Genomic DNA, 15,463 nt, shown 5'->3' with positions numbered 1-15,463 from the left:
CATACCCCGACGCAGGTCTGGAAAGGCTTGCTTTCGACCTGCGCGTTTACGGGCTTGATTTACGGACTTGCAAGTTGTTCGCCGTCTTTCTTGGATGCTCACCACTTTCGGTTGACGGTGGAGCGCGCTTGTATTATTAGAACGCGAATTCGATCGTATCGACGGCACTCTTTGCGCCTGCCGCCGGTTTATGACATTCGATTCGGCTTAGCTCGAGTTGTGGATTTTCTGCAATTTGAGACAGTACCCGCAGGTAATCCTCAGTCAAGGTGCGGATCATCGTTTCTTTGAACAGCTTGGTGGCGTAGAAGAAGCCCCCGCTCAATGCCCCTTCGTTTTCATACATAAACAGCGTCAGATCAAACTTCGCTTCCTCCAAATGGTCAAGCTCGTAATTCTTCAGGCTGACCCCTTCCAGTTCGGCGTCTCGTTCTTCGATATTTTGCAAGTCGAAAACGGCATCGAACAACGGGAAGCGGCCCGGCTCCCGCTTCACATTCAAACGCTCCACGAGATCCTCGAATGGATAATCCTGGTTCTCAAAAGCACCCAAAGCCGTTTCCTTCACTTCTTCCAGGTAGGACAAGAACGTTTTGTCGCCAGACGGACGATTACGGAGCGCCAGCGTATTAACAAACATGCCGATGACCCGCTCCAAATCGGCGTTAGTTCTTCCAGCCACCGGGGTGCCCACGATCAAGTCCTCCTGACCGCTGTACTTGGACAGCAACACAGTATAGGCCGCAAGCAGCACCATGAACAGTGTGCTTTCACACTCGGCAGCCAATTCGCGTAACTGCGCAGAGAGAGAAGCTTCGACGTCGAACTCCACATGCGCGCCTTCGTAGCTACGAACGGCAGACCGTTCGTAGTCCATCGGCAGGTCCGCTGTGGGCAGCTCGCCTTCGAAGGTTTGCAGCCAGTATGCTTCCTGCCGCCCGATTCGCTCTCGGTGGGCCTTCGACTGCTGCCAAACGGCATAATCCTTGTAATGAATGCGCAGGGGTGGCAGCTGTTCTCCGGCGTAGAAACTCGAGAACTCCTCCATCACAATCGCCATCGATACACCGTCGGACACGATATGGTGCATATCGAAAAGGAGAATACGCAGGTGCGGCTCCAGCTCGATGACCCCGGCGCGCAGCAGCGGCGGTTGGCCGAGATCAAACGGACGAACGAAGTTGCGGACGATCTGCTCGATTTGATCTGAATCCTCTGTATCCGCTTGATGGTGCTCGATAGCAAAATCGACCTGTGGGTATATCCGCTGAACCACTTCGCCCTTCATCATTTCAAAACCGGTGCGCAGCGATTCATGCCGTGTTATCAATTTCCGCAAGGCGGCTTCCAACCGGTCTAAATCAAACTCACCTTCCACCTGCACCAGTTCCGGCATGTTGTAAAGCTGATCTGCTCCATCCAGCGTGTGCTGAATGAACAGCCGTTTCTGCGCGGAGGACAGAGGGTAGTACTCTCTCTGCTCCGCTTGAGGAATGGCCTCATGCTCCCGCCGTTCCATCGGGGCGATCGCCTCGGCCATCGCCGCAATCGTCGAGTGGCGGAATACGTCGCGCAGCGGGAGGTTGACGTTTAGTTCCTTAAATACCTTGCCTGCCAGTGACGTCGCCCGCAGGGAGTGACCGCCGATGTCGAAGAAGTTGTCGTGAACGCCAATCTGCTTCGCAAGCCCCAGCACCTCCTGCCAAATCACCGCCAGCTTCATTTCCAGCTCATTGCGCGGTGCGACATACTCCGTTCCGCTTCCCGCTTCCCCTTCCGGCGCTGGCAGCGCCCTCCGGTCTATTTTCCCGTTCGGTGTCAGAGGCAGACGCTCCAGCTCCACAAAGTACGACGGGATCATATACCCCGGCAACTCCTGAGCCAGGGCACTGCGCAGATCGTTCACTGCCAGCTTCGCTCTAGTATCCGGCGTGTAATACGCACACAGCACCTTCTGCCCATTCGCATCACTTCGAACCAGCACCACCGCTTCGCGCACACCTTCCACATGCAACAGCTGCGACTCGATCTCACCCGTCTCGATCCGGTAGCCCCGGATTTTTGCCTGGTTATCGATCCGCCCGATGAAGTCCACGTTGCCGTCTTCCATCCACCGCGCCAAGTCTCCTGTGCGGTACAGCCGCTCACTAGCGGTGAAAGGACTGTCTACAAACTTCTCTTCCGTCAGCTCTGGACGGTTCAAGTACCCGCGCGCCACACCGACTCCGCCAATAACCAATTCGCCCAGCACACCGACTGGCACCGGGTTCAGATGTGCATCCACGATGTGAAATTTCGCATTCAGCCACGCTTTGCCAATCGGCACATGGCCTGTCTGCGGCAGCTTCGTCAGCGGTTCGTCATAGAAACTGGAGTCGATCGCCGCTTCCGTCACACCGTAAGCGTTAATGATGCGGAACGACGAGCTGAAGCGTTCCTGCAAGGTGCGGTAATCCGCCACACTGCAACTATCCGAGCTCGTAATCAACAGCTCCATCCCGCTCAACTCCAGCCCTTGCTCGTGCACGTATTCCATAAACGGTACAATCAGTGCTGGTGTTGATTCGAAGATCGTCACTCGCTCCCGCACTATCCAGTAGTGCAGACGAGAAGGATCGATCCGGTCGTCCTTCGGCACAATCACCATCGTGCCTCCGTTGTACAGCGTCCGGGCAATGTCGCCCACGAACACGTCAAACGAGAAGCTGGCGAGCTGCAGCAACCGCACCGGGAACTGATCTAATCGGTATTCCCGCCCGTAACCCGCCGCCGTGTTCACCAGGCTGCGGTGCTCGATCATCACACCTTTTGGCTTGCCCGTCGTTCCCGATGTGTAGATCACGTACGCCAGATCCTCTGGGCGGGCTTCATGGAAGCTGTCCATGCCAACAACATCAACATCAACATCATCCACAACATCCAGATGATTCCGATCCGCACCGTTCACAGCCCCCGTTAGTTTGCCAGAGACCCGGCTGGAAGCCATGTTGGAGCCTTGATCAAAGCACATCGGAGCATTTGCCCGATCTTCGCTGTACGACACTTCGTCGTCAAGGTACAGCACCGACATCAGCGCCAGCTCCTCTTCGCGGAGCCAGGCCTCGGCACGTTCTCGCAGCGGCGTTTGTGTCAGTAGTACCTTCGCTCCGCTGTCTTCGAGCATAAACCGCACGCGGTCCGCCGGATAATCCGGGTCGAGGGGTACATACGCCCCGCCGGCTTTCCAGACGGCCATCACGGCCACCAGCAAGTCCACCGACCGCTCGGCGAGAATGCCAACGATTGACTCCCGGCCGATGCCACTTGCACGCAGCGTGACCGCTAAGCGGTTCGCTCGCTCGTTCAGCTCCACATACGTTAGGCGGTTATTTTCATACACAACGGCCTCCGCTTCCGGCGTACACTCTGCCTGTTTCTCAAACAGACGGTGGAACGTAGCCGCAGGAGCCGCTTCTAGCTGCGCTGGATTAAACGCATTGAGAACTTGTTCTTTTTCCTCTGCTGTCAGCAAGTTCAGCTCGGCAATCTTCGCATCTGGACGGTTTACAATTGTCAGGAGCAACTGCTCGTAATGTTTTGCCAGCCGTTCAATCGTCTCCCTTTTGTAAAGAGCTGTCGCATATTCAAAGCTGTAATCCAAGCCGCCGTTCTCCTCGCCCACATCCAAGCTGATATCAAACTTCGCAGTATCAAGTACGCTCGGATAAGGAATCAGGCGAAGCCCTTCCAGCTCAAATTGCTCGTTCTCCGTATTTTGCATCGTAAACATCGTGTCGAACAGCGGATTACGGCTTAAGTCACGGGTGACTTGCACCTTGTCCACCAATTGTTCGAACGGATAGTTTTGATGCTCAAAGGCACGCAGAGTTGTTTCTTTGACTTCGTTCAGATATGACAGGAATGTTTTCTCCGAAGACGGATAACTGCGAATCGCCAGCGTGTTTAGGAAAATCCCGATCAACGGCTGCACATCTCCATGATTCCTTCCGGCAATCGGCGTACCAACGATTACGTCTTCCTGACCTGAATATTTATGCAAAAGCACGTTATACGCCGCAAGCAGCACCATAAACAGCGTCGTGCCCGTTTCCGAAGCCAGCTGTTTCAGGCCGCCGGTTTTTGAAGCGTCGAAGGAAAACTCCAGCGTTTGACCTTCGTAGCTCTGTACAGCCGGACGTGGATAGTCGGTCGGCATTTCCAGCACTGGAAGCTCGCCCTGGAACATGTCCAGCCAATACGCCCCCTGATGCTGAAGCCGTTCCTGCTGCTCCTGCGAATGCTGCCAAACGGTGTAGTCTTTGTACTGAATGCGCAGCGGCTCCAATTGCTCTCCACCATACAAACGCACGAATTCTTCAACAAAGATTTCCATTGAAACGCCGTCAGAAATAATATGATGCATGTCGTACATCAGAATATGGCGTTCCGGAGCCAGCTCAACAAGGCCTACCCTCAACAGCGGTGGCTTAGCCAAGTCAAACGGACGGACGAAACCGTGAACCACCGCTTCGACCTCTTGCTCATCCGCTTGATAGAACTCCACCGCAAAATTCACGTCCTGGTAAACCCGCTGTGATGCTTCTCCATCCACCATTTCAAACCCGGTGCGCAACATTTCATGCCGCGCCACGAGCTTACGGAACGTTTCTTCGAACCTTGCCCGGTCCAAAGCACCCTCCAGCAGCATCGCTTCCGGCATGTTGTAGCTAAGCTCCGCAACTTCCAGCTGATTCAGAATAAAGAGACGTTTTTGAGCAAAAGATTGCGGGTACACCTCTCGGACATCCGTCACCGGAATGGAAACAAATATCTGCTGATCCAGCCGAGAAATGGTGGTAGCCATGCTCTCGATCGTGGAATGGCGGAACACGTCGCGCAGTGGCAGATCCACGTTCAACTCTTTATGAATCTTGCTGACCAACGTTGTCGCTCGCAGGGAGTGGCCGCCGATGTCGAAGAAGTTGTCGTGAACACCAATCTCCTTCGCAAGCCCCAGCACCTCCTGCCAAATCGCCGCCAGCTTCGTTTCCAGCTCATTGCGCGGTGCGACGTACTCCGTTCCGCTTCCCGCTTCCCCTTCCGGCGCTGGCAGCACCTTCCGGTCTATTTTCCCGTTCGGTGTCAGAGGCAAGCGCTCCAGCTCCACGAAGTACGACGGGATCATGTAACCCGGCAACTCCTGTGCCAGCGCACTGCGCAGATCGTTCACCAACAGCTTCGCACCGGTATCCGGCGTGTAATACGCACACAGCGCCTTCTGACCGTTCGCATCACTTCGAACCAGCACCACCGCTTCGCGCACACCTTCCACCCGCAGCAACTGCGACTCGATCTCACCCGCCTCGATCCGGTAGCCCCGGATTTTCGCCTGGTTGTCGATTCGGCCGATGAAGTCCACGTTGCCGTCCTCCATCCACCGCGCCAAGTCTCCTGTGCGGTACAGCCGCTCACCAGCGGTGAAGGGACTGTCTACAAACTTCTCTTCTGTCAGCTCTGGACGGTTCAAGTAGCCTCGTGCCACGCCGACTCCTCCGATAACCAGCTCGCCCAACACCCCGACCGGTACTGGGTTCAGTTGTGCATCCACGATGTAGAAATTCGCATTCAGCCACGCTTTGCCAATCGGCACATGGCCTGTCTGCGGCAGCTCCTTCAATTCTTCGTCATAGAAACTGGAGTCAATTGCCGCTTCCGTCACGCCGTAGGCGTTAATAATGCGGAACGATGAGCCAAAACGCTCCTGCAAGGTCCGGTAATCCGCCACACTGCAGCTGTCCGAGCTTGTGATGAGCAGCTCCATCCCGCTCAACTCCACCCCTTGCTCGTGCACGTATTCCATAAACGGTAAGATCAGTGCTGGTGTTGATTCAAAGATCGTCACTTGCTCCCGCTCTATCCAGTGGTGCAGGCGAGACGGATCAATCCGATCATCCTTCGGTACAATGACCATGGTGCCTCCGTTATACAACGTGCGTGCGATATCACCCACGAACACGTCAAACGAGAAGCTAGCGAGTTGCAGTAGCCGGACTGGGAACTGATCCAACCGGTATTCCCGCCGGTAGCCCGCTGCCGTGTTCACCAAGCTGCGGTGCTCAATCATTACACCCTTCGGCTTGCCTGTTGTCCCCGACGTGTAGATCACGTACGCTAGGTCCTCAGGACGAGCTTCATGGAAGCTGTCCAAGCCAGCAACCTTCAGATGACTCGGATCATCGCTGTTCACAGCACCCGTCAGCTCGCCGGAGACTTTACCGGAAACCATGCTGGAGCCAAGCGGTGCATTCTCCCGTTCTTCGCTGTATGACGTTTCGTCGTCGAGGTACAACACCTTTGCAAGTGCCAGTTCCTCTTCGCTGAGCCAAGCTTCAGCACGCTCTCTCAGCAGTGTTTGTGTCAGCAGCACCTTCGCTCCGCTGTCTTCAAGCATAAACCGCACGCGGTCCGCCGGATAATCCGGGTCAAGTGGTACATACGCCCCGCCCGCTTTCCAGACGGCCATCACGGCCACCAACAAATCGACCGAACGCTCGGCGAGAATGCCAACAATCTCCTCCCGACCGATTCCACTTGCACGCAGCGTTGTCGCCAAGCGATTGGCCCGCTCGTTCAGCTCCGCATACGTCAGCCGATCGTTCTCGTAGACAACGGCTTCTGCTTCCGGAGTGCTCTCCGCCTGTTCCTCGAACAGTCGGTGGAACGCGGCCACAGGAGCCACTTCCGATTGCGTCGGGTGGAACACGCCGAGAATTTGCTCTTTTTCATCTGCCGTCAGCAAGTCCAGCTCGGCAATCTTTGCATCTGGACGGCTTACGATCGCCGCAAGCAAATGTCCAAAATGAATCGACAGCCGCCGGATTGTGCTTTCTTTATAAAGAGCCGTTGCGAATTCAAAGTTGCACTCCAGTCCGCCATTTTCTTCCGTAACATCCACACTCAGATCGAACTTGGCCATACCATATTCGCTAGGGTACGGGGACAATTTCAGCCCTTCCAGCTCAAACTCTGACTCTTCCAGGTTTTGCAGGGAGAACATCGTGTCAAACAGCGGGTTGCGGCTCAAATCCCGGCTAACCTGCACTTTATCGACGAGTTCTTCGAACGGATAATTCTGATGCTCGTAAGCACCTAAAGTCGTTTCTTTCACTTCTTCCAAATACGGCAGGAAGGTCTTCTCCGAAGCCGGATAATTGCGGATCGCCAGCGTGTTGACGAACATTCCGATCAAAGGCTGCGTGTCGCCATGCGTTCTGCCCGCAATCGACGTTCCGACGATCAAATCATCCTGACCTGTGTATTTATGCAAAAGCACGGTATATGCGGCAAGCAACACCATATATAGCGTCGTTCCTCTTTGAGCGGCCAGCTGTTTCAAGCCTTCGTTCGTTGCCTCGTCCACGAAGGACGTCAGCGTATGTCCCTCATAGCTCTGTACAGCAGGACGCGGATAGTCCGTTGGCATTTCCAGAACCGGCAGCTCGCCCCGGTAACGGTCCAGCCAGTAAGCTTCCTCGCGTTTCAATTGAATTTTTTGCTCGTCCGATTGCTGCCATACCGCATAGTCCTTGTACTGAATGTGCAAAGGCTCTAATGACTCACCGCCATACAGACGAACGAGTTCCTCAACGAACACATCCATCGAAACCCCGTCGGAGATGATATGGTGCATGTCAAACATCAGTAAATAACGATCGGCTGCCAGCTCTACGAGCTCGGCACGCAGTAACGGTGGCTTCGCCAAGTCGAAAGGTCGGATAAAAGCCTGCACGACTGCAGACGCTTCTTCCTCGTTCGCATGTCGACACACGACGGAAAAATCAACGCTCTCGTAAATACGCTGTACCGCTTCGCCTTGCACGACCTCAAATCCGGTTCTCAACGTTTCATGACGTTGGATCAGTCCGCGGAAAGCTTTCTCCAGCAGGCTATGATCAATCGATCCTTCGAGCAGCAGCACACCCGGCATGTTGTAGCTCTGATCGGCTCCTTCCATCTGATTCAGGATAAACAACCGCTTCTGAGCTGAGGAAAGTGGATAATACGCTCTTTCATCTGCCATCGGAATCGCCGAGAACAACTGCTGTTCAATCCGGGAGAGGGCGAGAGCCATCTGTTCGATCGTTGAGTAGCGGAATACGTCGCGCAGAGGCAACTCGACGTTCAACTCCTGATGCACCTTGCTCACCAGAGTCGTTGCCCGCAGGGAATGGCCGCCCAAGTCAAAGAAGTTGTCATGAACCCCGATGTGCTCCAATCCAAGCACACTTTTCCAAATTTCAGCCAAGCTGGCTTCGAGCGGAGTCCTAGGCAGAGTATGTCCTTCGCCCGGTTGCAAGCTCTCCTCCGGCGCCGGGAGGGAACGGCGGTCTACCTTGCCGTTCGTCGTCAGCGGGAGACGCTCCAACTGGATCAGGTACGCCGGGATCATATAGGTCGGCAGTTCCTGAGACAGCATGCTCTTCAGCTCGGCCGCCGGAAGCTCACAGTCCGCTTCATAATAGGCGCAAAGCTGCTTTTCGCCGGACACGTTTTCCCGCGCGAATACTGTCGTTTTCCGAATTCCCTCCACTTTCTGAAGCTGAGCTTCGATCTCGCCCAGCTCTATGCGGAAGCCACGGATTTTCACTTGGTCGTCCGTTCGTCCCACATATTCAATCGTGCCGTCCGGTAGCCATTTCGCCAAATCCCCCGTCCGGTACATGCGCTCTCCTGACGTAAAAGGATTGTGCACAAATTTCTCCGCCGTCAGTTCCGGCCGGTTATTGTAGCCCCGTACCAAACCTTCTCCACCGACACATAGCTCCCCGACCACGCCGATCGGCAGCAGCTTATTCCGGCTGTCGACGATATACACCGTCGTATTGCTGATTGGTCGTCCGATAGGAACGGTAAGCGCCGACTCATCAACGAAGTCGACCGGAAGGTACGTGGTAAATATCGTGCTTTCCGTCGGTCCGTACACATGGTTGAGCCTACCCGCTCCAAGATGGGCGAGTGCTTTACGTACATGACCAACCGAGACACGCTCTCCTCCAAACAAAATCGCCCGGACATCCCGAAAACAATGGACGTTCACATCTACAAGCACGTTGAAGAAAGCCGTCGTAATAAACATGACCGATATGCGCTGGCGCTGGATGAGATCCGCCAGTAGACCAATTTCCAGCAACGTCTCGCGGGGAACCAGCACCAGCCGCGCCCCGTTGGTCAAAGCACCAAAAATATCGAAAATCGCTCCGTCGAACGAATAGCTCGAAAGCTGGAGGACATGATCGCGATTGGTGATGTCGATATAATTTGTATTTTGCACAACGCGCACGATGTTGCGGTGCGAAACAAGGTTGCCTTTTGGCTTGCCCGTCGTGCCTGACGTATAGATCACGCAGGCCAGATCTGTCGCTTCAATCCCTTGATTTAGGTTTGTTCCGTCCTCGTGATAGAAGGACTCGTCATCCAGTAAGATCAACGAGTCCAAACCCGCCAGTCGCTCGCGCAAGCGGCTTTGTGTCAGCATGACCTGCGCTCCTGAATCCTCTATCAAGAAACGGATACGCTCCTCTGGATATTCCGGGTCAATCGGTACGTAAGCGGCTCCGGCTTTGTGTGCTGCCAGTATACCTATAACCATTTCGATGGAACGCTCAGCCATAATGGCGACCAGACGTCCTTGGGATATCCCGTGGTTGCGCAAGGTACGGGCAAGGCGGTTGACACGTTCGTTCAGCTCCCGGTAAGTCATCTCTTGCTCATTCATGGAGATGGCGGCTGCATCCGGGATGTACTCCGCCTGCTCTTCGAACAATTGAATGAGCGTCTGCCCGCGCGGAAATTCCGTCGTGGTGTCGTTAAAACGTCCGAGAAGGTCGGCCTTTTCTGCCTCCGTCACAAGTTCCAGCTCGCCCACAGTAATTTCTGGGTTATCCGTTACCTGCTCCAGCAGATGCACGAGATGCCCCTTGAGCCGCTCGATGCTGTCTTTATCGAACACTTCGGCGTTAAAGTCGAATCGAATTTCGATCTCGGCTCCCGGCATCACAGTCACGTTGAAGTTATAGTTCGTCTGCTCCTCCATCTGAACGTCAGCAATTGTCAGGCCGCCGTGCTGCTGGTCCCCCGCCTGCTCCATCTGCTCGTCCACCGGATAGTTCTCGAAAGCGATGATATGGTTGATCAGATTCTGCTTTTGCACGCTACGCGCTTGAATTTCATACAGCGGATAGTAATCATATCGCCCGGAATCCAGCGCCCTCTCTTGGAGCTTCGCCATCAGGTCGGCGAACACGGTGTCCACTTCGCTATTGACGCGGACCGGCACCGTATTGATGAACAGCCCGATCATAGACTCAATGCCCGGGATTTCCGCCGGTCTTCCGGCAACGACACTGCCGAATACGGCATCGTTTGTTCCGTTATATTTTTGCAGCATCACGCCCCAAACGGCTTGCAGCAGCGTATTGACTGTAACCAGGTGCTGTTTCGCCACCCGGTCCATCCGTTTGCTCAAGTCCTTGCCTAGTTCGGCGGTGACGTGATCAGCTGTAAATCTGCCGCTCGGCGCTGGTTCCTTTTGCCCCGGAAGTACGGTTTGCCCTTCGTAGCCTGCCAGGAACGCCGTCCAATAGCCGGATGCCGCCTGATCGTCCTGTTTCTCCAACCATTCGATATAATCGCCATAATCCGATCCTTTACCTCCCGCTGGCTGCTTCCCAGAGGTCAGGGCCGAGTATATCTCAAACAACTCCTGCGTCAGCTGAGCCAGGCACCAGCCGTCCATTAAAATATGCTGGAAACTCCACAGAACGTGATAACTTTGCTCTTCGGTGCGCAGAATCGTAAACCGAACGAGCGCATCATGTTCCATGTCGAAGCCACGAAGCTTGTCCTCCTCGGCCTTTTCATCCAAGTAAGCTTGTTTCTCATGTACCTGCAAATGAAGCAGCTCTTCATATTCAAAGCCGACTGGCTTATCGCGGTATATGATTTGCAGCGGCTCGCCCGCTGGTCCATTCACAAAATTCGCCCGCAGCACCAGATGACGTTTTGCAAGCTCCATCCAGCTCCTCTCAAAAAGCTGGACGTCGAGCGCTCCCCGCATCGTAAACCGCGTCTGCTCAAAGTAAGCTGCCGTTTGCCGGTCAAGCGCGCTGTGGAACCACATACCCTTTTGCATCGGCGTCAGCGAGTAAATATTTTCGATTTCCCCGAGATGACTCGAGCGCTGGGCGATTTGCTCCAATTCTGTGATGGTCAACCCTTTAAATTGCACGTCGCTTGGCGTCATTTCGGTGTTCTCTTTGCCTGCGCAGTGGGTAATGAGCTCTCGGAGACTTTGCTCAAGCCGCTGAGCGAAGGCTTCCATCGTTTCCTTCCGATACTGCTTCCGGCTGTAGCTGAGATCGAGCGATAAAGCACCGTCCAGCACCATACCGTTGATATCCAGCACAAAGCTGCGGGCCTGCCGGTCGCTAGCCGGGCTGCCACTGGAATAAGAAGATATGCCGATCTCGCCCTGGTTGACATCATCGTCGAACTGGCCGAGGTAGTTAAAATTAATTTCCGGCTCTGCGCCCCAAACCAAGCCTTCCTCCGATTTAGAAAGATAGCGGCATATGCCGTACCCAAGCCCCTTGTTCGGAATGCGGCGCAAGTTTTCCTTGACCTGTTTAATCTGATAGGTCAAATCCCGGTCAGTTTCCGGCTCTAGGACGACCGGAAACTTGGTCGTAAACCAGCCGACTGTACGCGTGATATCGATATCCGTTCCGATCGATTCACGTCCGTGTCCTTCGAGATTGATCCGCACCCGTTCGTGCCCCGTCCATTTGCGTAAGGCTATGCCGAGCGCCGTTACCAAAATATCATTCATTTCGGTGTTGAAGGCACGGTGAACCCGCTTCAGTAGCAGCTCCGTTTCTTCGGGAGCCAAACGGACAAACAGCGATTCGCTGTCCTGCTGCGTCGTAACGTCCGCCTCCATATCCTTCGGCATGGCCAGAACCGCCATTTGTTCAACAGCCTGCCAATAGGCCCGCTCTTTTGCCATCTCCGGGCTTTGCGCGTAAGCAACCAGCTGCTCGGACCAAGTGCGGTACGCATCTGTTTTCGACGGGAAACGAATTTCTTCGCTTTTGCCAATCTGCTCGTAACCTAGAGCGAAATCCTCCATCAAAATGCGCCAAGACACGCCGTCTACCACGGCATGATGAACCGCGAGCAGCAAATGATCTCCATCCTCGCACTGGAACAGTCCCGCCTTCATGAGAGGCCCGTTCTCCAGATCGATGCCTGCTTGAATGTCCGTTGCCTTCGCTTCCACAGCCTGCGTGGGATTCTCCGCATCCTTAAAGTCGAACACGTCCAGCGTGAACAGCCCACCATCCTGAATAGCTCGGGTTAACGCACTAAACCCTTGTTCCGTCTTGCAGAACACCATACGCAAGGCGTCATGATGCTCGGCCAGCTTTTGCAGCACCTGATACACTGTCTCTTCGTTGAACCGATCCTTCCGGTAAAACATCACCGACTGGTTGAAATGATGCGGGTCCGCGAAGGAGCTCTCGAAAAACCAATGCTGAATCGGCGTCAGGGCCGTTTCACCCGTAATTTCGCCTTGATCGATGGTACGTCCGATCGGTATCACATGCAGGCTAAGCTGTGAGATCGTCGGATATTTGAACAAATCCCGAATTTCCAGCTTGTACCCGGCTTGATGAAGCCGCGAAGATACTTGAATGGACTTGATCGAGTCTCCGCCCAGCTCGAAGAAATGATCCGTTACCCCAACACGATCGGCGTTCAATACCGCCTGCCACACATCGGCAAGCGTCCGCTCGGCTTCATTGCGTGGAGCTACGTACTCGCCGCCGGTCAGTGCGTTTCCTTCCGGGGCAGGCAAAGCCTTGCGGTCGATTTTGTCGTTCGGGGTGAGCGGCATCTGCGGAAGCTGAACAAAATGTGCCGGAATCATGTAATTCGGCAATTTTTGCGCCAGCGCGCTTCTCAGCTCGCCAAGCGTAAGAGGGAGACTAGCGACCAGGTAAGCGCACAGTTCTTGCCCGCTTTTGCCTTCCCGCGCAATCACAATCGTCTCCTGCACCGAGTCGATCTTCAGAAGCTGCTCTTCAATCTCACCGACCTCGATTCGGAATCCACGGATTTTCACCTGATGGTCGATCCGGCCCAAGTACTCCATATTACCGTCCGGCAGCCAGCGGGCGAGATCTCCTGTCCGATAAAGGCGTTCTCCCGGCGCAAACGGATGTTCCACGAACTTCTCTGCCGTCAGCTCCGGTTGGTTCAGGTAACCTCTCGCAAGTCCCACGCCTGCCACGCACAGCTCGCCGTCCACTCCCGGAGGCACAAGTTGCAGGTGGGCATCCAAAATGAAAATCTGATGATTAGACAGCGGGCGCCCAATCGGAATGACTCTGCGCTCTGGCTGCTGCTCATCCGCATCCCAAAGCGTCGTAACAATCGAAGCTTCGGTAGGGCCGTAAGCATTGAAATAGTGAACCTTCGCTTTCCACTGCTGCACGAATTCGGCCGATACCGCCGAACCTCCCGTTACAAGCTTTGTTAAGCTGGGAAGACGGTCCGGGTTCAAATGAGCGCTGTACGTCGGAGGCAAAATCGCCGCCGTAATCGCATGCTCGTTCATATAACTCTCAAACAGACGATTGTCGAGAATTGTTTCGGCCGTCGGGATGTACAAAGCCGCGCCAAAATAGAGTGCTTTGAAAACCTCCCAGCAGGATGCGTCGAAGGACAAGCTCGCAAATTGAACGATCCGGTCATGCTCCGTAATGCCCAGCCTGTCTGCGAACATCAACTTCAAGCTGACCAAACCACGATGCTCCAGCATGACCCCTTTGGGTTTGCCCGTTGTACCTGACGTATAAATGACATAAGCAAGATCATGTGGACCACTGGCCGCCTCCAGGTTCGAGCCATCGTCGCTATAGGCCTGCTTGTCATCTAGCGCCAATACGGTCCCTTCGAACGGGACCTGCTGTAACAGCTCTCTTTGAGTCAGCAGCAGCTGCGCGTTCGAGTTCTCTAGAATGTAGCGAATACGTTCTTCCGGGTACTCCGGGTCGATCGGCACGTAGGCACCGCCAGCTTTCAGAACCGCCAAAATGCCAATGACCGTCTCCAGCGATCTCCTAACCATCAAGCCTACCAACTGATTGGGCAGCACACCGACCGATCGTAGCGTACGCGCCAGCTGGTTTGCCCGTTCGTTCAACTCTGCGTATGAAAGCCGCTGCCCCTCAAAAACAACCGCAGTCGCCTCGGGTACACGCTTCGCTTGCTCCTCCACAAGCTGATGAATCGTCCGATCACGAGGATAGTCCTTCTCGGTATCGTTGAAGCTTTGTATTAATTGAAATTTTTCGTCCTCCGACAGCATGTCCGCTCGCACGATGTCCAGCTCCAGCTCATGAAGCCCCACGGACAGCAGGCGATTCAGATGGCCGACTACCCGATTCATGAACTCGGAGTCATATAAGTGCTCGTTATATGACAGCGCTAGCTGTATCGTCCCGTTGGCTAAACTGAATTCAAATGAACAGTCTGTGACCACGTTTTGCCCAATTTCGTCCAGATGCAGCTCCTTAAGGGATACTAGCGTATGGACGAAGGGTATACCTTCTGCATATTGCAGATCCAGCTTCTCCGTCATTTTCAAGAACGGAATATGTTGATGCTGAATGGCTTCCGGCAAGGAAGTCCTCAGTTCGCTCAGAAGCGTTTTAAAAGTTGCCCCCACCGAAAGCGAGTTTTTCAAAATGACCGTATGATTAACGGATCGATGCGTCTCCCCCTTTTTCGGCACAACCGGCATGCCGACCAGAATGTCTGAAGCTCCTGTATATTTATGCAAGAGTGCCTGAACACCGGCGAGCAAAATCATAAAAGCAGCCAGCGGAGCACCCTTGCTCATTTGAAGGACGCGCTGCGCCGCTTCCTCCGAAAGCGAACCGCCAACGGTTTTAACATTGGGCACCAGGGAGTTTGGAGCTTTGCTGTAAGGCAACCGCGTCAAGGTATAATCGTCACTACCGAATTTTTCGTTCCAAAACAACGTTTCTTTTTCAAAAGCCATCTGGATCGTTCCCCTCTCTTCATCGGTAAAAGCAATCCGGCGGAGCATATGCCGAAGCAACGCTCCAGCCTCGCTCCTCTCTTTTTCAAACATCTGACAACAATATCAATGGCTTGCGCAACGTCACCGCTTCGATTGCCCGGTAGATCGCATGCGGCAATCCTCTGCCTAGCAGCTGTACCGCTCGGCTCCCGTGCGTAAAGGACAACAAACATCGTTCTACGCAAGAGATGCGGCTGCTTCGGACTCCTCTGCTTCAATATGATTGCTGCGGACGAGCCACCCGAAGACGGGATTTGGTTTAACTTGGGGTTCGGAATTGGATTTGGGGATAGACGACAAGGAATGTTCCTCCTG

General features: G+C 54.4%; 2 protein-coding genes. Both read right to left on the bottom strand.

The window, feature by feature from the left end; all coding sequences use genetic code 11:
• Positions 1-136 precede the first annotated feature (136 nt).
• On the bottom strand, positions 137-15,199 hold the full coding sequence (locus tag MKY28_RS30010; protein ID WP_340937769.1) for an amino acid adenylation domain-containing protein: 15,063 nt from the start codon (positions 15,197-15,199) through the stop codon (positions 137-139).
• Between the two features lie 126 nt (positions 15,200-15,325).
• The gene (locus MKY28_RS30005) at positions 15,326-15,448 is read right to left on the bottom strand and encodes a hypothetical protein (protein WP_340937767.1); all 123 of its coding nucleotides are present in this window, start codon (positions 15,446-15,448) and stop codon (positions 15,326-15,328) included.
• Positions 15,449-15,463 lie beyond the last annotated feature (15 nt).

The sequence above is a fragment of the Paenibacillus sp. FSL R5-0473 genome (assembly GCF_038004565.1).
Taxonomy (GTDB): domain Bacteria; phylum Bacillota; class Bacilli; order Paenibacillales; family Paenibacillaceae; genus Paenibacillus; species Paenibacillus amylolyticus.
Note: the sequence above shows the minus strand (reverse complement) of the source record. Positions and strands in the feature narration are given on the sequence as shown.

What these genes read in the sequence shown, in the direction of transcription:
- MKY28_RS30010 (WP_340937769.1), bottom strand. Translation starts at nt 15,199, where the DNA reads ATGTTTGAAAAAGAGAGGAGCGAGGCTGGAGCGTTGCTTCGGCATATG.